The organism is Halobaculum sp. D14, assembly GCF_051195135.1.
GTDB lineage: Archaea > Halobacteriota > Halobacteria > Halobacteriales > Haloferacaceae > JBNTKA01.
Genome location: NZ_JBNTKA010000002.1, coordinates 178,662 through 203,629, shown reverse-complemented (window position 1 = coordinate 203,629; position 24,968 = coordinate 178,662). Strand labels below are relative to the sequence as shown.

The 24,968-nt window shown below is 70.2% G+C and carries 26 protein-coding genes and 1 tRNA gene; 10 read left to right on the top strand and 17 right to left on the bottom strand.

Features of this window, described 5'->3' with window-relative positions:
• Positions 1-121 precede the first annotated feature (121 nt).
• Together ACQUST_RS06805 and prs are read left to right on the top strand one after the other, a co-directional pair.
• On the top strand, positions 122-958 hold the full coding sequence (locus tag ACQUST_RS06805) for an HVO_0234 family beta-propeller protein (RefSeq protein ID WP_435126667.1): 837 nt from the start codon (positions 122-124) through the stop codon (positions 956-958).
• A gap of 36 nt (positions 959-994) precedes the next feature.
• Entirely contained in the window at positions 995-1,852 is an 858-nt protein-coding gene (prs, locus tag ACQUST_RS06800; RefSeq protein ID WP_435126664.1) for a ribose-phosphate diphosphokinase, read from the top strand.
• Between the two features lie 34 nt (positions 1,853-1,886).
• Here the strand turns inward: prs and ACQUST_RS06795 are convergent, their stop codons facing one another.
• Complete coding sequence (locus ACQUST_RS06795; protein ID WP_435126661.1) at positions 1,887-2,138, bottom strand: hypothetical protein; 252 nt, start codon at positions 2,136-2,138, stop codon at positions 1,887-1,889.
• An 82-nt stretch (positions 2,139-2,220) separates the two neighbouring features.
• Here ACQUST_RS06795 and ACQUST_RS06790 point away from each other — a divergent pair, with 82 nt between their 5' ends.
• From ACQUST_RS06790 to ACQUST_RS06780, 3 genes are read left to right on the top strand one after another with little or no spacing between them, the layout of a single operon-like run.
• Entirely contained in the window at positions 2,221-2,451 is a 231-nt protein-coding gene (locus tag ACQUST_RS06790) for a hypothetical protein (RefSeq protein WP_435126659.1), read from the top strand.
• A gap of 50 nt (positions 2,452-2,501) precedes the next feature.
• Complete coding sequence (locus ACQUST_RS06785) at positions 2,502-2,924, top strand: HIT family protein (protein ID WP_435126657.1); 423 nt, start codon at positions 2,502-2,504, stop codon at positions 2,922-2,924.
• A gap of 39 nt (positions 2,925-2,963) precedes the next feature.
• Positions 2,964-3,752 carry an AAA family ATPase gene (locus ACQUST_RS06780; RefSeq protein WP_435126654.1) on the top strand — a complete coding sequence of 263 codons (789 nt, stop codon included), beginning with the start codon at positions 2,964-2,966 and terminating at the stop codon, positions 3,750-3,752.
• 90 nt (positions 3,753-3,842) lie between these two features.
• Here ACQUST_RS06780 and ACQUST_RS06775 read toward each other — a convergent pair whose 3' ends face one another.
• Together ACQUST_RS06775 and ACQUST_RS06770 are read right to left on the bottom strand one after the other, a co-directional pair.
• On the bottom strand, positions 3,843-4,358 hold the full coding sequence (locus tag ACQUST_RS06775) for a hypothetical protein (protein WP_435126651.1): 516 nt from the start codon (positions 4,356-4,358) through the stop codon (positions 3,843-3,845).
• A gap of 192 nt (positions 4,359-4,550) precedes the next feature.
• Entirely contained in the window at positions 4,551-4,733 is a 183-nt protein-coding gene (locus ACQUST_RS06770) for a hypothetical protein (RefSeq protein WP_435126648.1), read from the bottom strand.
• A 303-nt stretch (positions 4,734-5,036) separates the two neighbouring features.
• On the opposite strand from ACQUST_RS06770, the gene ACQUST_RS06765 reads away from it, so the two are divergent.
• The gene (locus ACQUST_RS06765) at positions 5,037-5,894 is read left to right on the top strand and encodes a transcription initiation factor IIB (protein ID WP_435126645.1); all 858 of its coding nucleotides are present in this window, start codon (positions 5,037-5,039) and stop codon (positions 5,892-5,894) included.
• 18 nt (positions 5,895-5,912) lie between these two features.
• On the opposite strand, the gene ACQUST_RS06760 is transcribed toward ACQUST_RS06765, so the two are convergent.
• The 10 genes from ACQUST_RS06760 to ACQUST_RS06715 form a co-directional block, all read right to left on the bottom strand.
• Positions 5,913-6,569 (bottom strand): P-loop NTPase, encoded by a 657-nt coding sequence (locus ACQUST_RS06760; protein WP_435126642.1) that lies wholly within the window; start codon positions 6,567-6,569, stop codon positions 5,913-5,915.
• Positions 6,566-7,336 (bottom strand): hypothetical protein, encoded by a 771-nt coding sequence (locus ACQUST_RS06755; RefSeq protein ID WP_435126640.1) that lies wholly within the window; start codon positions 7,334-7,336, stop codon positions 6,566-6,568. The genes ACQUST_RS06760 and ACQUST_RS06755 overlap by 4 nt, the downstream gene beginning before the upstream one ends.
• Positions 7,337-7,393: 57 nt before the next feature.
• Positions 7,394-8,347 (bottom strand): hypothetical protein, encoded by a 954-nt coding sequence (locus ACQUST_RS06750; RefSeq protein ID WP_435126637.1) that lies wholly within the window; start codon positions 8,345-8,347, stop codon positions 7,394-7,396.
• An 84-nt stretch (positions 8,348-8,431) separates the two neighbouring features.
• Positions 8,432-8,770 (bottom strand): hypothetical protein, encoded by a 339-nt coding sequence (locus tag ACQUST_RS06745; RefSeq protein ID WP_435126635.1) that lies wholly within the window; start codon positions 8,768-8,770, stop codon positions 8,432-8,434.
• A gap of 162 nt (positions 8,771-8,932) precedes the next feature.
• The gene (locus ACQUST_RS06740; RefSeq protein ID WP_435126632.1) at positions 8,933-9,556 is read right to left on the bottom strand and encodes a DUF7504 family protein; all 624 of its coding nucleotides are present in this window, start codon (positions 9,554-9,556) and stop codon (positions 8,933-8,935) included.
• 122 nt (positions 9,557-9,678) lie between these two features.
• Complete coding sequence (locus tag ACQUST_RS06735) at positions 9,679-9,960, bottom strand: hypothetical protein (protein ID WP_435126630.1); 282 nt, start codon at positions 9,958-9,960, stop codon at positions 9,679-9,681.
• Positions 9,960-13,508, bottom strand: a complete 3,549-nt coding sequence (locus ACQUST_RS06730; RefSeq protein WP_435126627.1) for an LAGLIDADG family homing endonuclease — start codon at positions 13,506-13,508, stop codon at positions 9,960-9,962. The genes ACQUST_RS06735 and ACQUST_RS06730 overlap by 1 nt, the downstream gene beginning before the upstream one ends.
• A gap of 128 nt (positions 13,509-13,636) precedes the next feature.
• Positions 13,637-13,709 (bottom strand) — tRNA-Pro (locus ACQUST_RS06725).
• Between the two features lie 63 nt (positions 13,710-13,772).
• Positions 13,773-15,632 (bottom strand): SLC13 family permease, encoded by a 1,860-nt coding sequence (locus tag ACQUST_RS06720; RefSeq protein ID WP_435126624.1) that lies wholly within the window; start codon positions 15,630-15,632, stop codon positions 13,773-13,775.
• Between the two features lie 93 nt (positions 15,633-15,725).
• On the bottom strand, positions 15,726-17,762 hold the full coding sequence (locus ACQUST_RS06715) for a DEAD/DEAH box helicase (protein ID WP_435126622.1): 2,037 nt from the start codon (positions 17,760-17,762) through the stop codon (positions 15,726-15,728).
• Positions 17,763-17,865: 103 nt separating this feature from the next.
• On the opposite strand from ACQUST_RS06715, the gene ACQUST_RS06710 reads away from it, so the two are divergent.
• Positions 17,866-18,828: a cation diffusion facilitator family transporter gene (locus ACQUST_RS06710; RefSeq protein WP_435126619.1), complete on the top strand. Its 963-nt coding sequence runs from the start codon at positions 17,866-17,868 to the stop codon at positions 18,826-18,828.
• 194 nt (positions 18,829-19,022) lie between these two features.
• On the opposite strand, the gene ACQUST_RS06705 is transcribed toward ACQUST_RS06710, so the two are convergent.
• Positions 19,023-19,847 carry a hypothetical protein gene (locus ACQUST_RS06705; RefSeq protein ID WP_435126617.1) on the bottom strand — a complete coding sequence of 275 codons (825 nt, stop codon included), beginning with the start codon at positions 19,845-19,847 and terminating at the stop codon, positions 19,023-19,025.
• A gap of 277 nt (positions 19,848-20,124) precedes the next feature.
• Between ACQUST_RS06705 and ACQUST_RS06700 the strand changes: the two genes are divergently transcribed.
• On the top strand, positions 20,125-20,391 hold the full coding sequence (locus tag ACQUST_RS06700; protein ID WP_435126614.1) for a hypothetical protein: 267 nt from the start codon (positions 20,125-20,127) through the stop codon (positions 20,389-20,391).
• 23 nt (positions 20,392-20,414) lie between these two features.
• On the opposite strand, the gene ACQUST_RS06695 is transcribed toward ACQUST_RS06700, so the two are convergent.
• A complete protein-coding gene (locus ACQUST_RS06695; protein ID WP_435126611.1) occupies positions 20,415-21,401 on the bottom strand; it encodes a replication factor C small subunit in 987 nt (328 codons plus the stop codon).
• A gap of 105 nt (positions 21,402-21,506) precedes the next feature.
• On the opposite strand from ACQUST_RS06695, the gene ACQUST_RS06690 reads away from it, so the two are divergent.
• Positions 21,507-21,662 (top strand): hypothetical protein, encoded by a 156-nt coding sequence (locus tag ACQUST_RS06690; protein ID WP_435126609.1) that lies wholly within the window; start codon positions 21,507-21,509, stop codon positions 21,660-21,662.
• Positions 21,663-21,835: 173 nt separating this feature from the next.
• Positions 21,836-23,041 (top strand): anion permease, encoded by a 1,206-nt coding sequence (locus ACQUST_RS06685; RefSeq protein WP_435126606.1) that lies wholly within the window; start codon positions 21,836-21,838, stop codon positions 23,039-23,041.
• A gap of 29 nt (positions 23,042-23,070) precedes the next feature.
• Here the strand turns inward: ACQUST_RS06685 and ACQUST_RS06680 are convergent, their stop codons facing one another.
• Positions 23,071-23,436, bottom strand: a complete 366-nt coding sequence (locus ACQUST_RS06680; RefSeq protein WP_435126603.1) for an STAS/SEC14 domain-containing protein — start codon at positions 23,434-23,436, stop codon at positions 23,071-23,073.
• 90 nt (positions 23,437-23,526) lie between these two features.
• Positions 23,527-24,942 (bottom strand): hemolysin family protein, encoded by a 1,416-nt coding sequence (locus ACQUST_RS06675; protein ID WP_435126600.1) that lies wholly within the window; start codon positions 24,940-24,942, stop codon positions 23,527-23,529.
• Positions 24,943-24,968 lie beyond the last annotated feature (26 nt).

Genomic DNA, 24,968 nt, shown 5'->3' with positions numbered 1-24,968 from the left:
CGACCGCGTCCGACGGCGGCGGTCCGCGGCAGCCCGTTTCGGCGCCGGCCGTGTCTTCCTCGCGGCCGACGCGGACCCGACCGCTTATCGGGGGCGACGCACACCGTTCACGACGAGAGCGATGCCCACGATCGACGAGAAGCGGGTGTACGACGCGAAGACGGGGGCGACGCGGGCGCTGGTGGCGTCGACGGTCGGCGTCGTCGGCGCGAAGGTGTCCGGCGACATCGTCGGCGAGTTCGGCATCGACCACCGGTGTTCGGCGCGCGACCTCGCCGCCGCCGGCGACGTGCTCGCCGTGGCGACGGACGACGACGTCCTCGTCGGCGACTTCGAGCCGTCCGGTCACGGCCCGGCGGTCGCGGTCGGCGTCGACGCCGGCAGCGACGCTGTGCTCGCGGCGGCGCCCGACGGCACGGTTTCGCGGCTCGCCGGCGACGCCGACGAGTGGGCGGCGGTCGGCGCTGTGGACGACCCGCGACGGATAGCCGGGACGCTCGTCGCGGCGGCGGACGGCGTCCACCGGGTCCGCGACGGCGACGTGGAGTACGCCGGGCTGGACGACGCCCGCGACGTCGCCGGCGGCGGCGTCCCGCTGGCCGTCACCGGCGAGGCGCTGTACGCGCTCGGGAACGGCTGGATGCGCGACCTCGACGGCGACTTCCGCGCGGTCGCGACCGACGCCGCCGGCGACCGCGCCGTCGCCGCCACCGGCGACGAACTGTACGAACGCGGCGGGCGAGACGCCGAAGACGGCGACACCGACGGCTCGGCGTGGGTCGCCGCGGCGGAGTCCGGCGTCGCGGACGTGGCCGTCGGCGACGACCTACTCGCCGCGGTCACCGCGGACGGCGAACTCCGCGTGAACCGCGACGGCGAGTGGCGCGGCCGACACCTCGGCGTCCCGGGCGCCTCGGCCGTGGTGGTCCCGGGCGCATCCGGCGGCCGCGCCGAGTAGGAACCGGTTTGTACCCGGCGGCGGATATCGACGCGTATGTTCGTCCCTGGGTCCGCCTCGCAGTCGCTCGCGGCCGCGCTCGCCGCCGAGACGGACCGCCCGCTCGCGACGCCCGAGTACCGGTGGTTCCCCGACGGCGAGGAGTGCGCCGCCGTCCCGGGGTTTTCGGGCGACGACGCCGTCGTCGTCGCCGCGACCACGTCGAACGACGCCTTCGTCGAACTGCTGCAGTTACAGGACGCCGTCCGGGAGGCCGGCGCCGACGACGTGACGGCGGTGCTGCCGTACATGGGGTACGCCCGGCAGGACCGGGCGTTCGAACACGGCGAGCCCGTGTCGGCCCGCGCCGTCGCCCGCGCCGTCTCGACCGGCGCCGACCGGGTCGTGCTCGTGAACCCGCACGAGCCCGGCGTCGCGGACTTCTTCGACTGCCCGGTCGATGTCGTCGACGCCGCGTCGCGGCTCGCCGCGCCGCTTCCCGGCGACCTGACCGAGCCGCTGTTCCTCGGTCCGGACGAGAGCGCCGAGTCGCTCGCGCGGACCGTCCGGGACGCCTACGGCGCTGGCGACACGGACTTCTTCGAGAAGGAGCGCGACTACGACACCGGCGAGGTGTCCGTGAAGCCGAGCGACGCCGACGTCGCCGGCCGTGACGTCGTCGTCGTCGACGACATCGTCGCCACCGGGTCCACCGTGAGCGAGGCCGTCGAGGCGCTGCACGACCGCGACTGCGGCCGCGTGTTCGCGGCCTGCGTCCACGGCATGCTCGTCGGGAACGCCCGGACGAAACTCGCCGCCGCCGGCGTCGAGCGCGTCGTCGCCACCGACACGGTCGAACGGGAGGAGAGCGACGTCTCGGTCGCGCCGGCGCTCGCGGACGCGCTCGACGGCTGACCGGGGGGACGGAGACGGGGCGTCGTGGCGGGCGTCAGTCCGCGTTCGCGAACAGCGACCGGGTGCGCGGCAGCAACTGCCTGTAGCCGCAGAGGTACACGCCCCACAGCAGCGCGAGCGCCGCCAGCGCGAGGTCGACCGCGGCGTAGTTCAGGTTCGCGGCCGCGAGCGCTGCGCGGCCCGCCTCCTCGAAGTGCACGCCGACGCCGGTGAACAGGACGCTCGCGGCCGCGACGAACAGCCACTCGGCGACCTGCCACGCGGCGTCGAACAGCGTCTCTTCCATACCCGCCCACGGTTTCACCGCCCCCTGAGTCTTTCGCTTCCCATAACAGAACGCATTTTACCGTGCGTTTGACACAGCAGATATGGCTGGACGATACGGGAAGCGGAACTGGTCCGCGCTGACGAAGCGCGGAATCGCGGTGAGCCTCGGCGCGTTCCTGCTCGCCGTGGCCGTGGAGGTCGGTGCCGCCCTCGCCGGCGTGTCGCTGCCGGGGTGGGAGGAGACGCTGCTCGTCGAAATCGAGGCGTTCGGCGTGCTGGGGCTGCTCGTCTCCGTGTTCGTCATCGGCATCTTCCTCCCGCTGACGGAGTGACCGAGGCCCCGTAGATTCAAGCGCCGCGCGGCACATCCCCCACCTGACCCATGAGCGAGGACTGCATCTTCTGCGCCATCGTCGCCGGGGACATCCCGGGCCGCATCGTCGCCGAATCCGAGGACGCGGTCGCGTTCCTCGACGCGAACCCGCTGGCCGAAGGGCACACGCTGGTCGTCCCGAAGTCGCACCACCAGCGCCTCGGCGACATGTCCGCCGCGGAGTCGCGCGCCGTGTTCGACCTGCTGTACGACGTCGCGCCGCGTATCGAAGACGCCGTCGGCGCCGACGCCCACACCATCGGCGTGAACGACGGCGAGGCCGCGGGCCAGGAGGTTCCGCACGTCCACGTCCACGTCGTCCCGCGGTTCGACGGGGACGGCGGCGGCCCGATCCACGCCGTGGCCGGCGAGCGCCCGGACCTCTCGGACGACGAACTGGACGGCATCGCCGAAGAGATTTCGTCCGCGTAGACCCGAAATTTTATCTCGGAGCGGCGGACCACGGCGGGTATGAGCCGAACAGTCGCGCTCGTCGGCGCCGCCGGCGGCGTCGGCACCACCCGAACCGCCGTCGAGTGTGCGGCGATGCTCGCACGCGACGGCTTCGACGCCGCCGTCGTCGACGCCGCGTACGCAACGCAGGGCCTCTCCGAGTACGTCCCGGGCCGAATCGACCCCGACGTCACGGCGCTCTGTCTCGACCCGGACCGACCGGTGGTCGACGGGCTCGTCGAGGTGCCGCTCGCCGGCGCCGGAGCCGACGCCGACTCCTCGCGCTCCGACGGCGACGCCACGCCGGGCCGGGTCGCCGTCGCGCCGGCGCTCGCTCCGTTCGAGCGCGTGGCCCGCGCGAAAACCGTCGAGGCCGCGCAGGCGCTCGAAGCCCGAATCGAGGAGCTGAACGCCCGGTTCGACGCCGTGCTCGTCGACGTCCCGCCGGTCGCCGCGAACCAGAGCGTCGCCGCCGTCACGGCCGCCGACACCGTCGCCGTCGTGACGTCCGCGGACACGCACGGCGCCGACGCCGCGCGACGCATGACCGACCGCCTCATCGACGTCGGCGCGTCGCCCGACCACGTCGTCGCCGTCGGCGGCGCGCTCGCGGACGCGGACGCCGCGATTCCGACCGGGCCGACCGAGGTGGCTGCGGCGCCGGCGTGTCTCGGCGACGACGCGTTCGCCGCCGGCGTCGCCGACGCGACGCGGACCGTCTGCGACCTGCCGCTCGACGTCGAGTTCGACGAGCGCGGCGCCCTGAACCGCCTCGTCGACGCGGCGGACGAACGGCTCCGCGGCTGACCGGACGGTCGAATCGGGGCCGGCAGGAACCGAGGAGGACGGGCCGAAACGCCCGAAAAGAATTTTCGCGTTCTTCGGAGCGCCGAGCGGTCAGCGGAGGTCGGTGGCGGCGCTCATCGTTTCCGCGAGCGCCTCGCGCTTCGCGACGCTGGCGTCGCCGCGGCGGTCGAGCGCCGCGTCCGTCGCCTCGGCGAGCGCCGGAACCGGGTCGTGCGTCTCAACGTAGCCGGCGAGCGCGAACGCCGCGTCGTCGCCGCCGGTGAGTTCGAGCGCGTCTGCGCGGGAGAGGTGACCGGCGACCCAGTCGCGGACGACGCGGCGGGCCGTCGGCGCCAGCGGGGACACGCCGGGGACGCCGCAGCGGTGCAGCGCCTTCGCCGCGGTCATCGGGGCGACGCCGGCCGCGCGGGCGCTGTCGCCGACGCTGACGCCGCGGCCGTACGTCTCGACGACCGTCGCCGCGGCCTCCGGCGTACACGGGAGCGCGTCGGCGTGCGCCGCGAACCGCTCGGCGAGCCCCACGCCGGTGTCGTCGACGGTCGCGACGCCGCGGTCGTCCTGCTCGTCGACGACGACCAGTCCCGCGGCGATGTCTGACAGCGCCATACGCGAACTCACGCCCGCATCCGATATAAATTCACGTGTAGAGACAGAAATACAACCCGGAATTGTGTAGATTTGGAGGTCCGCTGTTCGGTTCGATACTGGCGAGACGAATCAACCGCTCGGCTGATCTGCAGATCTCACGGTTACACCGCGCCGATACCTGAAGGGACGGTTAGTCGGTAGCGGCAGCATCTATGACTGTCTCCTCGTGTAAAGTCCGTATCCAACAGCAACGAGCAGAAACACTGCCCACAGTGTCCAATCTGGAGCGCCGCGTATCGGGACGAACTGAATCGCGAGGGCAGTGACCATCGCCGCGATGAGACCGACTCCGAGTGCGTTGATGTACGAAATCCAGGGAAGCAGTTTGTCCACGTTTTGGGAAATTCGGCCGATTCCGACATAGGCTTTTGGAGACTCACTGGCTGATTCCACGTGAAACAGCCGCTTGGTCGGAGTTACGGGCTGTCGATGAATGAAAGAGGCGGCCGGTCGGACGACTCGATTAGAGGGGTAGGAGTTAGTTTGCCGGGGTCAGTTGTCTCCACCATTTGACAGACATCTACCCGATACTGGGGCGTAACGTACCGGTTATCGGTACGTTCATCGGGCTCGTTCGGCGGCGACACCCCGGAATCCCCCTGTGGTTAAGTATTGGTTCGGGACCGAGTTTCGAGTATGAGCGAGACAACAGCTGCCTGCCCCGAATGCGACGGCCGACTGCGCGCCGACGGCGACGAAACCGTCTGCGGCGACTGCGGGCTGGTCGTCGCCGAAGACCGGCTCGACCGCGGCCCGGAGTGGCGCAGTTTCGGCGACGACGACACCGACCCGCGGCGCACCGGCGCTCCGCTCACCCGGTCGCGGCACGACCGCGGCCTCTCCACGGAAATCGGCTACACGCGCGTCAAGGGCCGGAAGCGTCGACAGTGGGCGCGGATGCGCCGGCAGCACACCCGCGCGCGCATCTCCACGAAACGCGAACGGAACCAGGTGTACGGCTTCACCGAGATTCGGCGGCTCACGTCGGTGCAGTCGCTCTCCGACCAGGTCCGCGACCAGGCCTGCTCGCTGTTCGAGGCGGCGCAGACCGAAGACCTGCTGCGCGGCCGGTCGCTTGAAGGGTTCGCCGCCGCGGCGGTGTACGCCGCCTGCCGGGTCGCCGGTATCGCGCGCACCCGCGCGGAACTGCTCGTGGACGCGAAAGCCGACGCCGACGAACTCCGGGCCGCCTACGACGCCTTGAACCGCGAGCTCGGCCTGCCGGTCGGCCCCATCGACCCGGCGGAGTACCTGCCGCGGTACGCCTCCGAACTCGGCCTCGACCCCGCGGTCGAACGGACCGCCCGGGCATCGCTCGAAGCGCTCCGGGACGACGGCTCGACGAACGGCCGGAATCCGAGCGGCGTCGCCGCGGCGTGCCTGTACGCCGCCGCCCGCGACCACGGCGCGAGCTGCACGCAGGCCGACGCGGCCGAAGTCGCCGACGTGACGCCGGTGACGCTCCGCAACACCTACACCGACCTCCGCGACTGACGCCGTACCGGCTACTTCTCAGACGTCCCGGCAGCGCCGGACCGCGTCGGCGAGTTCGTCGACAGCGCGCGCGGCCGTCGATTCCGGCGCCGACGTCGACACCGGAGACTCGACCGCGACCGACCGGCCGAGCCGCGGGTCGGCCGGCACCGCCACCGTCGGCGCGCCGAGCGCCCGACGGACTGCTTCCCGCGGCGGCGCCTCGACGACCGGATTGAGCGCGGCCGCCGCGACGCCGCAGTCCAGTTCTCGGGCGAGTTCGCGCGCCGTCACCGCGTCAGCGAGCGCCCACGGCCGCGGCGACGCGACGACGACGCAGGCGTCGGCGACGGCGAGCGGAACGCCGACGTCAGCCCGGAGGCCGGCCGGGCAGTCGACCACGACGAGTCCGTATTCGGGGAACCGGAGGGCGTCCGCGAGCCGCGTCACGTCCGCGGCGCGGGCCCCGGCGAGCGAGCGGCCGCACGGGAGGACGTCGACCGGGCCGGGCCGGACCGCCTCGGACGGGTCGGCGCGGCCGGCGAGCACGTCGTGGAGGTCCGGGCCGCGGCCGCCGGGCAGGTCCGCCATCGCGAGGTCGGCGTCGACGACGAGCGCGTCGAGCGCGGCGGCGACGTTGTACGCGAGCGTCGACTTCCCGACGCCGCCCTTCCCGCCGGTGACCGCGAGAATCACGCCAGCCTCCGGAGCGCGTCGACCGGCACGTCGACCGCCTCCGCCCGGTCGGCGAGCGCCGCGGCCCGGACGGCGACGGCTCGAACCGCCTCCGCGTCCGCCGCGACCGCCGACGCGAGCGCCTCCGGACTACCCTCCTGTTCCGAGAGCGCCCGCGTCGCCTCCGGAACCGACGCGCCCGTCAGCCGTTCGGCGGCGCTGACGCGGCGCTCCACGCAGTCGAAGTACGCGGCCACCGACTCGGGAACCTCGGCGGGGTCCGACTGTTCGGCTACGAGCGCGTCGTCGTCGCCGGCGGCAACCCCGGCGGCAACGGCCTCGGTGTCGATTTCGGATTCGGTGGAGTCGGTGGTGGCATCGTCTGAGGCGGTAGTCAGAGCCGACGCGTCCGCGTCGGGCGTCGGGAGCGCGTCGCGCGGCGGCCGGTGGTCGCCGAGTTCCCGGACCGCGGCGTCGACCGGGTCGCCGCGGTGGCTCTCCGGGTCGCCGACGGCGGCGAGTTCGACCGGAGCGTCCGGGAGCGGCCGGTCGCCGACTGGGCAGGCGTAGCCGAGCGCGCGGGCGTCGTCGGCGGCGACGACGACCGAGCAGCCGCCGTCGTCCCAGCCGGCAGCCGGGACGCCGCGTCGACGCGGCGGCAACACCGGGCCGGGCAGCCGGTTCTCGACGCGGACGCGGCGGTCGACGGCAGCGGCGTTCGCGACCCGGACGGTGACGAGCGCGACGCCGGACCGGACGTCCGTGGCGGCGTCGACGGTGACTGACATGCGGGGTCTGGCGTCGTCATCGCCGATAAACTCACGGCGCGGCCGCGGCAGGGAGGGTCAGACCAGAATCACGGGCGTGCCGAGGCAGTCGGCTGCCCTGGCGGCGGAGTCGAACCGGCGAACCGCGAGCACCACCGGGCTGCCCCGGTCTGCGACCCGCACCGCGCCGAGCTGTGCCGCCACCGGGTCCCCCGACCATTCGCCCGGCTCCGCGCCCGGTGACGCCGCGCCGGGAACGGCCCGCGTCGCCGCCGCGAACGCGGGGTAGACTGCACGGGCAAGCGCCGCACGGGCCTCGCGGCGACGGTTCCCGCGAGCGTCGGTCAGTCGAAGCCGGCGCTCGCGGGCGTCGCGCGCAGCGCGCATCCGCTCGGCGGCGCGGGTCAGCGCCTGCTCGGCGGCCACGCGGTCGGTCTCGGCCGTCGTCAGCGCCTGCACCGTCTCCGTCAGCGCCGCCTCGGCCGCGGCGACGTCGTCGGAGGCGGTCCCGTCCCCGTTCGCCCGGTCCGCACCGTCCGAAGCCGGACGCTCTTCCGCGGCGTCGCGCGCGGCGATGAGCCGGCCGCGGAGCGTCGCCGCCCGCTCGCGAAGCCGCTCCACGTCGGCCCCTGCGTCGGCGACGCGCTCCCGCGCGGCCCGAAGCGACGCCCGCGGCGACGATTCAGCCGAACCCGCAGCGTCGCCGGCGCCGCGGGCGCCCCGGGCACTGCGAGCACCACCCCGGTCGTCGGCGTCGCCGGACTCGCCGAGTTCGGCCAGTTCTCGGTTCAGTTCGGCGATTCGGTCGTCCTGCGGCGCGGTGTGGCCGTGACTCCGTGCGGCCGCGGCGAGCGCGCGGCGGAGCGGCGGTGGCGACGCCGTGACCGCGACCAGCGGGTCGGCCGCGAACGGGTCCGCGCTGTCGACGCCCAGCGCGTCGAACACGGCGGCCACGTCGACGTCGTTCCTCCCGCGGAGGTCGATGGCGCGGCCGCGATACGTCCGGCCCGCGACGGTGAGCCGCGCGGTCACCGCTGCACCTCGACGCGGGCCGGACGGCCGGCAGCGAGAACAGCGGCCGTCGCACCCGGCGGTGCGGATTCGCCGCGCCGCCGCTCACAGTTCCGCATCGCGCATCGTCGACGGCGACGGGTGGTCGGTGCCGGCGGCGAACTTGGCGTACGGCGTGCTCGGCTGGTCGCGCGCCTCGTAGGCGTCGGCCGCGGCCCGAACGGCCGAGCGGACGGCCGTGAACTCGTTGAACGGCTCGGTTCGTTCGACCTGCACGTCTGCGCCGTGTTTCGCGCGGAGCCGGCAGGCGATGAACGCGCCGAACTCCGTGGCTTCGAGCAGCGCCGCCCGGCCGAACCGCCGGACGACGACGTCGTCGTGGGTGCGGCAGGCGTTCCGGAGCGTCGTCCGCGCAGCCTGCGAGTACGTCGCGACGAGAATCATGGATTCGATGCCACCCGGTTAGAAATAAAGGTGTCGGCGCGTCGACCGCAGCGCGGACGGCCGGGCGCCGGAACCGAGGCGGGCGGGGCGGGACAGAGAGCGACGAAATGGGGCGGAGCAGGACGAAACGGGGAAGAGCGGGACGAAACCGAGCGGAGCGAGTCAGCGCTTCCGAACCGTCGGCGCCCCGCCGTCCGCGTCGACCTCGACGACGGCGTCGAACAGCGTCAACAGGGTCTGCACCGTCTGGTCGTCGTGCGCCGTCGGGTCCATGTGGAAGTGCGCGAACGCGCCGACCGACGCCAGCCGGCCGGTGAGGACGTGCAGGAACTCGAAGGCGGTCTGGAGGTCGACGTACTGCAGCATCGCAGTGATGGAGTCGAAACAGACGACTGTTCGGCCGTCGACGCCGTTCCACTCGCGGAGGTACTCAGTGATTCGAATCCCGAGACCGGTGAGGTCGTTCGGGCTCGTCACCGTCTCGGTCGGGCCGTCGGGCGACGCGCCGCTCTGTGCGGCGGTCGCCGCAGAGCGGGAGTCGTCGACGTTGATGACGCCGACCTGCCGCGGCTCGCCGTTCGCGCGCGACCGGAACCGCCGGACCTGCTCGTCCGGCGACTTCGTGTACGACACCCACAGCGCACACTCGTCGGCACCCTCGTCGGGAACCAGCAGGTCGGCGCACACGTCGCCGCCGCCGCTCGACAGCGACGGCGCGAGGAGCAACACGGTCGACGCGTCGCCGAGTTCGTCGCGGACGCCGCCCGTGAGTTCACGTACGGTCACGTCGATACCCCCGATACACTACGAACCACTTCGCGCGGCAGCAAATAAAGCGTTTCCTTTCTAACTAATTCCGACAGGTGTACGGACCGACACCTGCGGCACCCGTCCCGTCCGCCGCCGAACTAGTCGAGCGGCTCGACCGACAGCGCCGCCGCGTCGACGTCGTCGGCGACGAGCGCCGCGACCCGCTCGCGCGCCTCCGCCGGCGACGACGCGACCACGACCGTCCCCGCCGCGGCGTCGCCGACGGCCCGATACGCCCGGCGCTCCGAGGTCTCGAACTCCGTCGCGAACGTCCGCAGCACGGACTCCACGCGCCGCTCGGTCGCCGCGAGGTCCGCGTCGCCGTCCTCAAACGCCCGCAGCGCGTCCTCGACGTTCCGGAGCGCGGAGATTCGGTCCATTACGTCGTCCGGACGTAGCCGCTCTGCGGCTCGTAAATCTCGCCGCGCGTCCGGAGCTTCTCCAGCTCCTGCTCGGCCTTCTCGCGGTCCATCCCGATTTCGTCGGCGCGCTCCAGAATCGTGTCCACCGGCGCGCCCGGCTCGTCGTCGTACTCGTCGGCCACCGTCGACACGAGCTCCTTGATGTTCTTGATGCGGTCGCGCTGGCTCTTGCTCGTCCCGGTCTCCACGACGTCCGCGTCGAACTGCCCCGTCTCCGGGTCGACGCCGATGTCCTGCAGGCACGACCGGACGATGTCGATGACGCGCTCGGCGTCCGCCAGCTCCACGGTGTCCGACAGCCGCACCCGCGCGGACGCCTCCGACAGCCGAACCAGCGCCTCCAGCTTCCGCGCCGTCACCGGCACCGGCGCGTCCTCGTCGGCCCCCTTCGCCCGGAGGTCGACGTAGAAGTCCCGAATCGCCGCCTTCGCCTCGTCGGTCATCGTCGGGAAGCAGTTCCGCTTCGAGTAGGCGATGTACTTCCGGAGCAGCTCCGCGTCGATGACCGGCTCCACCTCCTCGGTGACGTTCTCGACCTCCTCCTCCGTGAAGTTCGACGTCGCCAGCTCGTTCCGCTGCGTGTTCAGCTCCCCCGCGTAGTTCGTCGTCAGGATGTGCTCGGCGAGCGCCGCGTCGTGGTCCGGGTCCGGCTGGTCCGTCACCGTGAAAATCAGGTCGAACCGCGAGATCAGCGCCGGCTCCAAGTCGATCTGCTCGCCGATGGGCTCGTACTGGTCGAACCGGCCGTACTTCGGGTTCGCCGCACCGAGCAGCGAACACCGCGACTTCAGCGTCGCGTTGATGCCGGCCTTCGACACCGAGATCTGCTGCTGCTCCAGCGCCTCGTGCATCGCCGACCGGTCCTCGGGCCGCATCTTGTCGAGTTCGTCCACCGCCGCAATCCCCTTGTCCGCCAGCACCAGCGCGCCCGCCTCCAGCGTCCACTGCTGGCCGTCCCCGAAGTCGTCGCGGACCGCAGCCGCCGTTAGCCCCGCCGAGGACGACCCCTTCCCGGACGTGTACACCGACCGCGGCGCGATGTTTCGGATGTACGAGAGCATCTGGGAGTTGTGCGAGACGACGCCGTTCGAGACGTAGCTGTGGGTGTCCTCGACTTCGAGGTCGTACACCCACTCCGTCTCCGGTTCGACGCGCTCGATGGAGTCGATACGCTCCCACGCGACGTCGCCGTCCACCAGTCGACGGAGCCCGGACACCTGTTCGGCTACCGACGCGCCGCCGTCTGGGAGCGGTGGTGCTTCCTCGCCTGTCCCCGGCGCTGTCGGGGTTTCCGGGTGGTCTTCGACGGCCGCCTCGAACGCTGAGACGACGCGCGAGAGGCTGTCCCGGCTGGGGGTGCGGTCGCCGCGCTCGTAGTGCTGGTACGTCGACCGGGGGAGCCCGCAGTCCGCCTGCGTCAGCCCGAGGCGCTCGCGGATACCGCGGAGTTCGTCGCCGACCGGGACCACGTCGGTGTTCGTGTTCCCGCGGACGTCGGTGAGCTCGGTGCTCGCCAGCGACTTCCGGTCGGTGACGAATCCGACGCGGTCGACGTACGTCCCGAAGTCCGCGCCGCTGATTCGGAGGCGGTAGCTCCCGTTTGCGCGCGGATGAAGCTGCGAGCGGACACCGACGCGGAGCAGAAGCGTCCGGACGTCCTCGAGCAGCCCTCGACTCATCGACGCGACCGAGAGCTCGCGTTGGCTGGCCGAGACGTGGCCCTCACTCTCGACGAACGCGCGGAGGAACGCGCGGGCGGTTTCCGCGCTCGCCGACATGAGGTCGTCCGGGACGCGCTGCCCGGCGGAGCCGGCGAGCAGCGCCCGGTCGAGGTTCGCGAGGAAGCTGACTAACTCACCGGAACCGCAGCGCAGTTCACGGGCGGACCCGCCGCGATGCGGGGTCCGCTCGGTGAAGTTCACGCCGAGCCGATCGAACGTGTCGGCGACGTCGTCGAGGACTTCTCGGTCGACGTTCGTCACGGAGACGAATCCCGAGTCGTCGTCGCGCTGTTCGACGTAGCCCTCCGCGACGACGTAGCCGACGAGCCGCGCGAGCCACGGCGTCCACTCGTCCGGCAGGTCGAGGCGGACGGCGTTGTTGGACCTCGAGCGGCGGAACGGGACGGCGAGGGCGTCGTCTCCGAGTGTCGACATGGCGCGGGGCGTCGCGACGAACGCGCCCGCAGACAGCTCGTCCGCCCGGACCGCGGTCGTCGCGCCTCCGGACCGCGTGAACAGCGGGTGCGACGGCGTCACGTCGAGTTCGCGGCCGCCTTCCGTGCGCACCCTGAGCAGGTGGTCCGGGGCCTCGCGCTTCCAGACCTTCGTCGCGTCACGGACGCCGATTTCGCCGTCCGGACCGAGCGACTGCACGGCGAAGTCGGCGTCGTCCCAGACGCCGTCGTCGACCGGCTTCGGGTCGTCGAGGTTCGACTCGACCAGCTCCCGAATCGGGACGTCGCGGCCGTCGGCCAGCGTGACGCGGGTGTCGCCGGCGACGCACTTCCCGGTTCCGGGGTCACCGATGAGCAGCATGTGGAGGTCCCCGCGGATGCGCGAGCCGTCCGGGAGGTGCTTGGTGACGCCGGAGAACAGCTGGAGAATCATGGCGAGCTTCTCCTCGTCGTAGCCGTAGATGGACGGCGCGACCGACCCCACCATCTCCTCGTAGATGTCGTCGTGGGCGGCGAGTTCGATGATTTCCTGTTTGTCCTCCTCGGTGATGTCCATGTCCTCGAACTCCTCGTCCTCGATGGAGACGGAGACGCCCTCCATGTACGGGTCGAACACCGTCGTCTTCTCCTGGCCGGACGTCACCTGCTCCATCTCCAGCCGGCCGACGACCGTGACGTGGTCGCCGGGCGTGACTTCGCCGCAGACGTCGTCTTCGAGGTTCACGTCGATGCTCTGCGGGGTTTCGCCGCCGCGGAGCCCCTCCGGCGACTCCTGGACGCGGAGCTGCTGGGAGTCGATGAACTGCGACTCGTTGTTGTTGACGCGGAACGGCCCCTGCCGCTCGCAGCCCTGGCACTCGTGCGGCTCCTGGAACCCGGAGTCGTTCTGCGGGATGTACGTCATCGTCCCGCAGCGCTGGCACTCGAACGCCGCCTCCACGATTTTCGGGCGGACGTCCGTCGCCTTCCGAACGATGCCCTGGACGGCGACGAGCGACCCGATGTGGTCGTCGCTGACGCGGACCGCGCGGATGTCGATGGTGTTCTCGCGCGGCAGCCCGGTGAGCCGGACGTGCGCCTGTCCGAGCGAGATGTCGACCGGGAGGTCGTAGTTCCGCAGCGCCTCCTCCGCCAACTCCTGCATCTCGGCCGGCCGGTTCAGGTACTGCTCTGCGAGGTCGGCGTCGAACGTGTACAGGTCGTCGTACTCCACGTAGAGCGACCGCTGCTCTTTCGGGTAGTTCTGGGCGAGCCGCGCGATTTCGTCGCTGTAGTAGGTGCGGTAGAAGCTCAGGAACTGCTCCAGCTCACCCCGCTCGACCTGACTCATTGCACACGTCTTCGCCCCTCAAGCGGTAAGAAGTATCGCCTTCGAGCGGAAGTAGTTCCGTCCCGCGAATCCGTGTACGCCGCTGTCGAACGGCGGCGTTGACGCCGGGCCGCGGCCGGCGCGAAAAGTGGGACCGCCCGGATTTGAACCGGGGTCACGGGCACCCAAGGCCCGAAGTATACCAGGCTAACCCACGGTCCCGCGGCTCGTGATTCCCGTCGGACGGAGATAAAACGTTCCATCGGCGGGCGAGGCGTGGCCGGGTCAGAGTCCGAGTCCGAACACCACGGGGATGAGCAGCGTCGTGACGACGGCGAACAGCGCCTGCAGCGGCGCGCCGACGCGGAGGTAGTCCGTGAATCGATAGCCGCCGGGGCCGTAGACGAACAGGTTGGTCTGGTAGCCGACCGGGGTCATGAACGCCGTGGAGGCGGCGAACGTGACGGCCATGGCGAACGCGAGCGGGTTCGCGTCGAGCTGAGCGGCGGCTTCGAGCGCGACCGGTATCATGAGGACGACGGAGGCGTTGTTGCTGATGACGTTGGTGAGCAGCGCCGTGACGACGTAGAACGAGCCGAGCAGGACGAGCGGCGGGAGGACGCCGCCGGCGGCGACGATGGTGTCGGCGAGGAGGCCGGCGGCGCCGGAGTTCTCCATCGCGATGCCGAGCGGGATGACGCCGGCGAGCAGGAAGATGACGTCCCACTGGACCGCGTCGTACACTTCGCCGGGGTTGAGACAGCCGGTGGCGACCATGGCGAGCGCGCCGGCGAGCGCGGAGACGACGATCGGCATGACGTCGAGTGCGGCGAGCAGGACGACGGCGGCGACGATGCCGACGGCGACCGTGGTTTTCGACTCCCGGAAGTCGTGCTGTTCGACCTCCTGGGCGACGATGAAGTTCCGGTTCGAGTCGAGCCGTTCGAGCGAGTCGCTGCTGGCCTGCACGAGCAGCGTGTCGCCGACGCGGAGCGGAATGTTGTCCATGCGTTTCCGGATGACGTCGCCGCCGCGGCGGAGCGCGAGCACCGTGGCGTCGTATCGCTGCCGGAAGCTCGCGGAGGCGAGCGACTCGCCGACCAGCGACGAGCCGGGCGCGATGACGGTTTCGACGAGGTTCTGGCTGCTCTCGGCGGCTTCCAGCTCCGACTCGTCGACCGTCGCCTCCGGGACGAGGTCCAGCCCTTCGACGTCGAGCAGGTCGACGAGCGTGTCGCGGTCGGTGCGGACGGCGAACACGTCGCCGGCCTGTATCTCCTTCTGCCCGAGCGGTTCGAGGAACACGCTGTCGCCGCGGATGAGCTGGACGAGGTCGACGTCGAAGTCGACGTCGCCGAGCGCGGTTTCGACGCGCTGACCCACGAGCGGTGAGTCCTCGCGAACGACGACCTCGGTGAGGTAGTCGGCCATTCCGAACTCCTCGGTGAGGTCGGTTCGGGGCTTGATTCGCTCCGGCGTGAGCCACCGGCCGACCGTCAGCAGGTACGCGGTCCCGACCGCGAGCAGCACGACTCCGAGCGGCAGAAACTCGAACATTCGGAACTGCCGGGCGACTGCGGCGGGCGCGAGCCGCGCGTACAGGTCGGATGCGAGGATGTTGGTTGAGGTGCCGATGAGCGTGAGCGTCCCGCCGAACATGGAGGCGTAGCTCAGCGGTAACAGCAGTTTCGACGGCGAGGTGCGGCCGCGTTCGGCGAGGTCCGTCACCATCGGCAGCAGAATCGCGACCGCCGCCGTGTTGTTGATGACGCCGGAGATCGGGCCGACCACGCCGATGGTGGCGCCGAGCTGTTTCGTCTCGTCTCCCTCCGTCAGCCCGGCGATGAGGGTGCCGAGCCGCTGGACGATGCCGGTCATGCGGACGCCTTCGCTCAGCACGAACATCGCGAGGACCGTCAGCGTCGCCTTGTTCGCGAACCCGGAGAGGCCCTCGTCGACCGACACCAGGTCGAGCGGAGCGGCGACGACGCCGAGGTCGGCGAGCGCCGTCGTCACCGGCGTCGCGACGAGCAGCGTCACCAAGACGCCGAGCGCCGTGATGTCGACCGGGACCGGTTCGAGGACGAACAGCGCGAGCGCCGCGGCGACGAGGAGAAAGACGAAGAGTATCTCGGGCGCGAGCACGGCGAAGCCGACGCTTCGCGCCGGTAAAAGTTCCACGCTCCCGGGGAGCCGTGCGGCGTTCCCGCCCGGCCCGCCGGCGGCCCGGCGGTGCCGTTACAGTTCCTCGTCGGCGAGTTCCATGTCGGCGACGATTTCGTACGGGTGGGCGTCCCGGCGGACGCCGTCGAGGATGCGGAAGGCGTCGTCGGGCGCGAGGAAGTGCCGCGTGACGGCGCGGCCGAGCGGCGTCGCGTCGAAGCCGTCGATGAACTCCCACTCCAGCAGCTTCCCGACGGCGTGCGTCGTCGGGACGTCGCCGAGCATCCGGTCGTTCAGCCGCTTCGCGCCCTTCCCGGCGACGACGACGTTCGCGAGCGTCTCCTCAGCGGCCGCCGACGAGTCGTACACGGTCGTGACGTCCTCCATCTCGCCTTTCAGCAGCTTGAACGCCGCCTCGTCCTCCGTCATCTCCATGGAGTTGTGGTAGACGCCGTCCGGCTCCACCAGCAGGTACACCGTCCCCTGGTCGTGGTAGTCCGGGCGGCCCGCGCGGCCGAGCATCTGCTCGAACTCCTGGACCGACAGCCACTCGATGCCCATCGCGAGCGAGTCGAACAGCACCTGCGACGCCGGGAAGTCGACGCCGGCCGCGAGCGCGGCGGTCGTGACGACCGCGGCGAGGTCCTGGTCGCCGAACTTCCGCTCGACGGTCTTCCGCCGCCGGTAGTCCAGCCCGGCGTGGTACGGCGCCGACGAGTACTCCAGTTTCCGCGAGATTTCGTGGCAGCGCCGCCGCGAGTTCGTGAAGATGATGGTCTGTCCGCGGTAGCCCTTCGACGACTCGGAGTCGAACGCGCGCTTCACGAGCCGGTTTTCGATGCGGAGCTTCTCGCGGTCGTCCGCGAACGTCAGGTGGCGCTCGATGGGGACGGGGCGCTCTTCGAACTCGATGAGCGTCGCCTCCAGGTTCCGCGCGAGGTACTCGGGGTTGCCGACGGTCGCCGACAGGTACACCCACTGCGCGAGCGAGTCGCGCTGCTCCGTGTAGTGTTTCAGCCGCGAAATCATGCCGTCGAGGCGGTGCCCGCGGCCCTCCTCTTTCAGCGTGTGCACCTCGTCGATGACGACGGTGCCGACGTCGCCCATGTCCTTGCCGGTACGGAGCGCGTGGTCGATGCCCTCGTAGGTGCCGACGATGACGTCGGCGTCCGGGTCGAACCGGTTGCCGTCGTCGTTGATGCGGGAGGCGCCGACGCGGATGGTGACGTCGAGGACGTCGCCGTACCGCTCTTCGAAGTCCTCGTGTTTCTGGTTCGCGAGCGCGACCAGCGGCACCAGAAACAGCAGTTTCCCGTCGCCGTTCAGGGCGTTGTTGACGCCGGCGAGTTCGCCGACCAGCGTCTTCCCGGTCGCCGTCGCGGAGACGACGAGCTGGTCGTCGCCGTCGAACAGCCCGTTCCGCACCGACAGGCTCTGCACCGGCAGCAGCTCGTCGAACCGGTCTTCGGTGCGGTCTTGCAGCGCCGGATGCAGGTCCAGTTCGTCGGTGCGGACCGCGTCGACGTCCTCGACGGTCGCGGAGATCGTGTCGAACTTCGTCAGGTCCGGGTCGAGGTTCCCCTCCAGCAGGTTCGTGATGCGGTCGAGGTCTTGCACCTCCAACAGCAGCTCCTCCAGCCGGTCCTGCGCGGAGCCGGTGAACTGCCCCTTGTACGACAGTTCGCGCTCCAGCTCCTGTTTCGCGCAGTCCGGACAGATGTGGTCGCGGTCGGCTTTCACGGCCGTGTCCTCCGTGACCGGCGAGTACCGGCCGGCGTTCGCGCAGTACCGGCACGTCCGCACCTGCAGCGCGTCGAGCTGGTAGGCGTCCAGCATCGACTGGAGGCGGTCGCGCGCCGACGGCGACGTCTGCTCGGAGATGCGGATTCGTTCGGCGGAGCGTGCGACGTCGACGAACTGGTCGGGCTGCCGCGGCTCCTCGCTGGAGCCGTCCTTGACGCGGAAGCGCCGCGGCCGCGGCCCCGCGTCGGCCTCCTTCAGTTCGAGGACGCCGCGGAGCACCCGCTCGCCGTCGCGGGTGACGACGACCGTGAACTCGTCGCCGTGCTCGTGGAGGAACAGCGTCTCGACCTGCGGAATCTGCTCGGACACGTTGTTAGCCGTCCTAGGCGGATGAGGTATTTCAGCGGTTCGCCTCCGCGCCGTCGTCGCCGGAGCACCGGCTTTCTATACGCCGGGCCGAGACGGGCCGCGTATGGCTGGTAGCAAGTCCGTGGTGCTCGCGGCGCTCGTCGCGAACGCCGCCATCGCGGTGCTCAAGTTCCTCGGCTATCTGCTCACCGGGAGCCCGTCGATGCTGTCGGAGACGTACCACTCGGTCTCCGACACCGGGAACCAGGTGTTCTTGCTCGTCGGCATCCAGTACTCCGCTCGGAAGCCGAGCCAGGCGCACCCGTTCGGCTACGGGAAGGCGCAGTTCTTCTACTCGTTTCTCGTCTCCGTGCTGCTGTTCGGCATCGCCGGCTGGGAGTCGCTGAAACACGGCTACCAGGCCGTCGTCGCCACCGGCCACGCCGAGGAGGCCGCGGACGTCATCATCGCCGGATTCAACGTCAGCGCCGCGGTGCCGGTCGAGCCGTTCTGGGTGAACGTCGCGGTGCTCGTCGGCGCAATCGTCTTCGAGGCGTACGCGTTCCGGAAGGCGTTCGCGGAGCTCACCCGGCAGATTCGGAAGTACGGCTGGGACGGCATCTACGAGGCGTTCCGGGCGACCAGCGACGTGACGACGCTGACGGCGTTCACCGAGGACGCCATCGCGCTGTCGGGCGCCGGCGTCGCGCTCGTCGGCATCACGCTCACCCGCGTCACCGGCAACGAGGCGTACGACGCCGTCGCGTCCATCCTCATCGGCGCGCTGCTGATGACGTTCGCGGTCGCGCTCGCGTGGGAGAACAAGCGGCTGCTGCTCGGCGAGTCGCTGCCGTCGGAGACCGAAGCGAAACTCCGCGGCGCCGTCGCCGACCACACCGGCGTCGTCCACATCGACGGCTTCCGCACCATGTTCATCGGCCCCGGCGAAGCGCTCGTCACCGCCGACGTCAGCTTCGACCCCGACCTGGTCACCGGCGACATCGACGAGGACATCTCACAGATCGAATCGACGCTCCGCGACCTCGACGACCGCGTCCGCATCGTCTACATCGAGCCGGAACTGTAGAATCGAACGGCACCAGTGCGCCCCTCGACTGCTACCGAATCCCGGAATAGCTGGCCCCGTCGAAATCCAAACCAGTTGACCAAAAGATGTGCTGAATGCGGAGGGTACAGTCAGCACGAGTCCGTCGTTTGTTCAAGCGAATTGCCGAGGGACCAGCCGGTGAGTCCCTCTTTCCCGAACTACCCTCCGAGGGGCTACGACGCGGTGTTGAGGCGATGGCTGACCACAGCGTACAGTTCTCGGAGGACGACAGCAGCGCCCGCAGCGAGCGATCCGAGGGAGATCGCGGTCGTGAGCGCGGGGACGAGGAGACCGGGGTCGGCGACGTAGTCGAGATCGGCGCGGATGACTGCGATTGCGGCGGAGTGCCCGAGGACGACCGCAGCATCCCCGAGCCACGCAAGTGCGACCCCGCGCCAGTGGAAGTAGACGAGCGCCGCGACCGGGACGCCGAACACGGCGTACGCGAAGGGCTGGTAGGTCGGATAGGTAGCGTACAACCAGAGCGAGAGGCCGGCTGCGAGGACGGCAGCTACGACGATGACGGCGTACGCCAGGCGACGGCCCTCTGGTGGGCCGAAGAAGCGTTCCGACAGCGGACGTTCGCTCGGTGGCGTCCATCGGCGGAGCGCAGACCCGACTGCGACGGCAAGGACACCGACAGCCAGACCGAGGCCGACGAAGGCCAGAAGTGCGTCGCGGAGGAAGCCGATGCGGTCGCCCTTGACGGCTGACCACGGGCCAAGCGCCGCGCGTGCAAGCAGCGACGCGACCGGCGGGACGAGCGCCGCCGCGAACGTGTACAGTACGGCGTCACCGTAATAGTGGACGACGACGGCGAGCGCCGGGGCGACGACGAGAACTGCTCCGCTGGTGGTGTTCGCGCCCACCATATAGGCTGCGGGCGACCGCCAGTAGGCGGCGTAAATGAGGAACAAGAGGGCGAACGCGACAGCGATAGTGCTGGCGAGACCGCGGCGCGCACCGGGGGTGCCGAAGAAAGCACGACGGACGTCCATCGAGTGATGTGATTTGTGGGTCGGCTAAAGGGGTTGGGGCCGTCGCTCGGCTGTCTCACGTGTCTCCCGCCCAGTAGCCCGTCCGACGGGGCGAATCCCTCACTTGCGGTTCCCGATTATTTTTGGATTCGAGTACAGCGTCTTGAGTGTCAGTTCTATAGGCTGTGCCGAGCGGTCTCCACAGTCCCAAATCAAAGCGAACCTCATGCGGGGTACGCGCCCCGTATTCAGCACGGTCAGTGAAATCGAACAGCATTCGAGTGGTCGACGAGACTGAATGGCTGAAGAAGATATTTACGCCGTGGGTTTCCCGTCAATATTGATGAGTTCTGGAAGTGCGACTTGGTTCCACGGCTACGTAGCGTGGTATCTCAGGGGTGCGATCTGGTTCGTGCAAACCGCCGTGGTGGCGGCGGTTTTGCTGACTGTCCTCGGCACTGAAGGGCTGGTCGGAACGGTCGGCATCGTTCTGAACGGACTGTTCGCCGCACTCCTCCTCTTCAGGCAGGTGGACATGCACATCCACCAAGAGATGGGAGACTGAGTGTCCGCGACGCCGCGGCGTCGCTACACCGAGTCGATGGCGAGCGACGCGAGCAGCGCTTCGAGCTGGACCTGCTCGTTCGCGCCTTCGGTGATGCGGTAGTCGGCGTCGCCGATGCGCTCCATCAGCCGGACGGCTTCGCGGTCGCTCAGCCCGAAGTCCCAGACGGAGCGGTGGAGCTGGTCGATGATGTCGCCGCCGGCCATCCCGGTTTCGGTGAGGAGCGTGTCCAGCGTCGCCCGCGACTTCGAGAAGTCGCCGTCAAGGGCGTCTTCCACCATCTCCTGAATCTCCTCCGGGCGCGCGGTCGCCGTGATCTGGTAGACGGCTTCCTCGTCGACGACCTCGCCGGTCGTCGCGGCGGCCTGCAGGCTGTTGATGGCGCGCCGCATGTCGCCGTTCGCGGCGTACACCAGCGCGTCCATGCCGTCGTCGGTGAGTTCGATGCCTTCGCGGTCGGCGATCTCCCAGATCTGCTCGGCGACGGCGTCGTCGGCCAGCGGCGAGAACCGGAAGACGGCGCAGCGGGACTGAATCGGGTCGATGATTTTACTGGAGTAGTTGCACGACAGGATGAACCGCGTGTTGTCCGAGAACTGCTCCATCGTCCGTCGGAGCGCCGACTGCGCGTCGTCGGTCAGCGAGTCCGCCTCGTCGAGGAAGATGACGCGGTAGTCGTAGCCGCCGAACGACGACCGCGCGAAGTTCTTGATGCGGTCGCGGACGACGTCGATGCCGCGCTGGTCGGAGGCGTTCAGTTCGAGGAAGTTCGTCTGCCAGTCGTCGCCGTAGATTTCGCGGGCGATGGCGACCGCGCAGGTCGTCTTCCCGACGCCCGCGGGGCCGGCGAACAGCAGGTGCGGCAGGTCGTTCTGGTCGATGTAGCTGCGGAGCCGCTCGACGATGTCCTCGTGGCCGGCGACGTCGTCGAGCGTCTGCGGCCGGTACTTCTCGATCCAGACCTCCCGGCCGGCCGGCGCGTCCCCGTCAGCCTCTTCGGCCTCGCTCATACCGAACCGTGGGCGCGCCGCCGGCATAAACGCCCCGAGAGCCGACCGCGGCGCGTCGTCGCTCCGGTCGAAACGCCTATCCGGCGACTGCCCGACTGCCGGGATATGGGAGTGCTCGACGTCGTCGGCGAGGCGGCCGCGCAGAACCCGATTCTGACCGGCATCCTCGTCGTCATCGTGCTGCTGCTGCTCGGCGCGTACCTGTTCGTTCGCCGCATCTTCGTCAGCGCACGCGAAGGCTACGAGCAGGGGAAACAGTAGCGGAGCGGCGGGCGGCCCGAGACGCCGGTCGGTCGGCGTCGGACTGGCGGCGATTCTGCGGCGATGACGGCGTGAGCCGCCGGCGACTCAGCCGTGAGCCGTCGGCGAGTTGCCGGTGACCCGCGCGGTGTCACAGGGACAGTCACTTATCCACGGACGCCGACCGCCGGGACATGGTCGCCGCGGGCACGCTCGCCACGTTCGTCGTCGCCGGTGTCGCGTCGCTGTTCATGGCGTGGGCCATCGGCGCAGGCTCGTCCGGGTCGACGCCGTTCGCGCCCGCGGTCGGAGCGAACGCCATCTCGGTGATGCGCGCCGGGCTCGTCGTCGGCGTCCTCGGGTTTCTCGGCGCGGTGTTACAGGGCGCGAACGTCACGCAGGCCGTCGGGACGAGCCTCATCGCCGGCGACGTCACCATCACCGCGACCGCCGCCATCGTCAGCCTGGTGACCGCCGCGGTCCTCGTCGCGTTCGGCGTGTTCGCCGGCTACCCCATCGCGACGGCGTTCACCGTCACCGGCGCCGTCGTCGGCGTCGGCCTCGCGCTCGGCGGCGACCCGGCGTGGGCGAAGTACACCGAAATCGCGTCGCTGTGGGTCGCCGTCCCGTTCGTCGGCGGCTTCGTCGCGTACGTCACCGCGCGGCTCCTCCGCGCGGACCGGGTCCCCGAACGCTACGTTGTCCCGGGGCTCGCCGGCCTCGTCGGCGTCATCGTCGCCAACATCGGCTTCACGCTGCTCGGCCCCGGCGACACGTCCGCGTCGCTCGCCGAAGCAGCGGCGGCGCGGCTCGACCTCACCGACGCGACGGTCGCCGGCGTCGACCCGGTCGTCGTCGCCGTCACGCTCGCCGTCGCCCTCGCCGCCGCCGTCGCGCTGTTCCGCGACATGGAACGGGACGCCGCCGCCGGCCAGCGCCACTTCCTCTTGACGCTCGGCGGACTCGTCGCGTTCTCCGCCGGCGGCTCGCAGGTGGGGCTCGCAATCGGGCCGCTCGTCCCGCTGCTCGACTCCGGGCTCGACGTCCCGCTCACCGCGGTGCTGGTCGGCGGCGGCCTCGGCCTGCTCGCCGGGTCGTGGACCGGTGCGCCGCGGATGATCAAGGCGCTGGCGCAGGACTACTCGAACCTCGGGCCGCGCCGCAGCATCGCCGCGCTCATCCCGAGTTTCGCCATCGCGCAGACCGCCGTCGCGTTCGGCATCCCTGTGTCGTTCAACGAAATCATCGTCTCCGCCATCATCGGCTCCGGCTACGCCGCCGGCGGCGCCGGCGTCAGCACGCGGAAGATGGCGTACACGGTGCTCGCCTGGGTCGGCTCGCTCGTGCTCGCGTTCGGCCTCGGCTACGGCGTGTACACCGTCGTCGACGCCGTCCTCTGAGCCCGCCCGGTTCGTCCCGCTACCATCCCTTACTCGGCCGCTCCGTCGCGTTCGAGCCACTGCCACGCTGCGTCGCGGTCGTCGAAGTGCTCGACGTCCGTGTCGACGAGGCGGTCGCCGAGGTCGACCGCCCACTCCACGAGGCTGCCGTCGCTCACGACGGCGTACCGGTCGAGGTCGTCGCGGTGGTGCAGCCAGAACGCGACGTCGTCGTCGAGCAGCGAGAGGTCGGGCCGCGGGACGTCTTCGAGCGCGGCCAGCAGCCGCACCGAGCCGTGCTCGTCGATCTCCGCCTCCAGGTCGCCGACGATGTCGTCGAACTCGCGCTCCGTGAGTTCGCCGCCGAGTTCGTAGCCGACGACGCCGTCGCTGCTCCGGTCCAGTTTCTCGTACACGTCGAGGAGATGCGTCGCCGCGCCCGTAACCGTGGCGGCGGCCGTCCGCAGCGCGAACTCGACGACGGGCGACGAGTGACGGGCGACGGGCTACTCCTGCGCGCTGCTCTGCTCGGCGGCGGATTCGTCGCCCTCCGCCGGTTCGCCGGGCTCGGCGCCGCGGGCGGCGTCGGTGATGGTGACGCGCGCCCGCATGATTCGGGTGTTGTCGACCTGCTCGATGCGGATCTTGACGCCTTCGTACTCGATTTCCTCGCCCTCCTCGACCAGCCGGCCGGCGCGGTTGAACACGAAGCCGGCGAGCGTCTCGAACTCCTCGCCTTCCGGCAGGTCGATGTCGAGCACCTCGTTCACCTCGTCGATGTTCACTTCGCCCTGCACCAGCACGGTGTCGTCGTCGACGAACTCGAACGGCTCTTCCTCGTCGCCTTCGAGGATTTCGCCGACGATTTCCTCCACCATGTCCTCCAGCGTCAGGATGCCTTCGGTGGTGCCGAACTCGTCGATGACGACCACCATCTGCATCCGCGTCTCCTGCATCTCTTCGAGCAGTTCGTCGGCGTTCTTCGACTCGGGGACGTGCAGCGTCGGCTGGACGACGGACGCGAGGTCCGTCTCGCCCTCGCCGTAGTAGCGCGCCCGGACGAGGTCGCGGATGTTGACGACGCCGATGATGTTGTCGAGGTTGCCTTCGTACACCGGGATGCGTTCGTGGTCCGCCTGCACGCACGTCTCGATGGCCTCGTCGAGCGCGGCGTCGTTCGGCACCGCCTGCACGTCGAGCCGCGGCGTCATCACCTCCTTCGCGATGGTCTGGTTGAACCGGAAGATGCGGTCGAGCATCTCCCGTTCGTCCTCCTCGATGACGCCCTCGCGCTCCCCGGTCTGAATCATGTTCTGGATTTCGTCGCGGGTGACGTACGACGTCTCGATGGCGGAGCGGCCGCCGGTGACCTTGTTGACGATGCGGGTGAGGTAGTCGAACGTGACGACGAGCGGCAACAGCACGTACTCGGATATCTTGAGCGGCCGCGCGATGCGGAGCGCCCACGACTCCGTGTTCTCGACGGCGTAGCTCTTCGGCGCGGACTCGCCGAACAGCAGCACCAGCGACGTGACGCCGAACGTCGACACCAGCACCGCGGTCCCGGCGTTCTCGATGTAGATGCCGACGAGCACGGTCGCCAGCGACGACATCGCGATGTTGACGAGGTTGTTGCCGACCAGGATGGTGACGAGCAGCCGGTGCGGGTCCGACGTGAGTTCTGCGACGGCGTTGGCGCCGCGCCGCCCCTCCTCGACGAGGTGGTCGACGCGGTGGGAGGCGAGCGAGAACATCGCGATCTCCGACGACGAGAAGAACGCGGAGAGCCCGATGAGGAGGAGGATGGTGACGCTGCCCGCGATGGTGACGGTCGTGTCGTTGATCGGGAGCGCGCCGAGGAGACCGCTGGCTTGCAGCGGCGCGGGCGTCACTACGGGGGTGTGTGCCGTCGACAAACCCATGGGATACGCAGGCTTGTCCGCCCCCC

Excerpts from the sequence above, each read along its gene's own strand:
- ACQUST_RS06735 (WP_435126630.1), bottom strand. The coding sequence starts at position 9,960 with ATGGACCGAATCTCCGCGCTCCGGAACGTCGAGGACGCGCTGCGGGCG.
- ACQUST_RS06755 (WP_435126640.1), bottom strand. The coding sequence starts at position 7,336 with ATGTCAGTCACCGTCGACGCCGCCACGGACGTCCGGTCCGGCGTCGCG.
- ACQUST_RS06780 (WP_435126654.1), top strand. The coding sequence starts at position 2,964 with ATGAGCCGAACAGTCGCGCTCGTCGGCGCCGCCGGCGGCGTCGGCACC.
- ACQUST_RS06710 (WP_435126619.1), top strand. The coding sequence starts at position 17,866 with ATGGCTGGTAGCAAGTCCGTGGTGCTCGCGGCGCTCGTCGCGAACGCC.
- ACQUST_RS06685 (WP_435126606.1), top strand. The coding sequence starts at position 21,836 with ATGGTCGCCGCGGGCACGCTCGCCACGTTCGTCGTCGCCGGTGTCGCG.
- ACQUST_RS06790 (WP_435126659.1), top strand. The coding sequence starts at position 2,221 with ATGGCTGGACGATACGGGAAGCGGAACTGGTCCGCGCTGACGAAGCGC.
- ACQUST_RS06765 (WP_435126645.1), top strand. The coding sequence starts at position 5,037 with ATGAGCGAGACAACAGCTGCCTGCCCCGAATGCGACGGCCGACTGCGC.
- ACQUST_RS06705 (WP_435126617.1), bottom strand. The coding sequence starts at position 19,847 with ATGGACGTCCGTCGTGCTTTCTTCGGCACCCCCGGTGCGCGCCGCGGT.
- ACQUST_RS06730 (WP_435126627.1), bottom strand. The coding sequence starts at position 13,508 with ATGAGTCAGGTCGAGCGGGGTGAGCTGGAGCAGTTCCTGAGCTTCTAC.
- ACQUST_RS06690 (WP_435126609.1), top strand. The coding sequence starts at position 21,507 with ATGGGAGTGCTCGACGTCGTCGGCGAGGCGGCCGCGCAGAACCCGATT.
- ACQUST_RS06675 (WP_435126600.1), bottom strand. The coding sequence starts at position 24,942 with ATGGGTTTGTCGACGGCACACACCCCCGTAGTGACGCCCGCGCCGCTG.
- ACQUST_RS06795 (WP_435126661.1), bottom strand. The coding sequence starts at position 2,138 with ATGGAAGAGACGCTGTTCGACGCCGCGTGGCAGGTCGCCGAGTGGCTG.
- ACQUST_RS06745 (WP_435126635.1), bottom strand. The coding sequence starts at position 8,770 with ATGATTCTCGTCGCGACGTACTCGCAGGCTGCGCGGACGACGCTCCGG.
- ACQUST_RS06775 (WP_435126651.1), bottom strand. The coding sequence starts at position 4,358 with ATGGCGCTGTCAGACATCGCCGCGGGACTGGTCGTCGTCGACGAGCAG.
- ACQUST_RS06695 (WP_435126611.1), bottom strand. The coding sequence starts at position 21,401 with ATGAGCGAGGCCGAAGAGGCTGACGGGGACGCGCCGGCCGGCCGGGAG.
- ACQUST_RS06785 (WP_435126657.1), top strand. The coding sequence starts at position 2,502 with ATGAGCGAGGACTGCATCTTCTGCGCCATCGTCGCCGGGGACATCCCG.
- prs (WP_435126664.1), top strand. The coding sequence starts at position 995 with ATGTTCGTCCCTGGGTCCGCCTCGCAGTCGCTCGCGGCCGCGCTCGCC.
- ACQUST_RS06805 (WP_435126667.1), top strand. The coding sequence starts at position 122 with ATGCCCACGATCGACGAGAAGCGGGTGTACGACGCGAAGACGGGGGCG.
- ACQUST_RS06700 (WP_435126614.1), top strand. The coding sequence starts at position 20,125 with ATGGCTGAAGAAGATATTTACGCCGTGGGTTTCCCGTCAATATTGATG.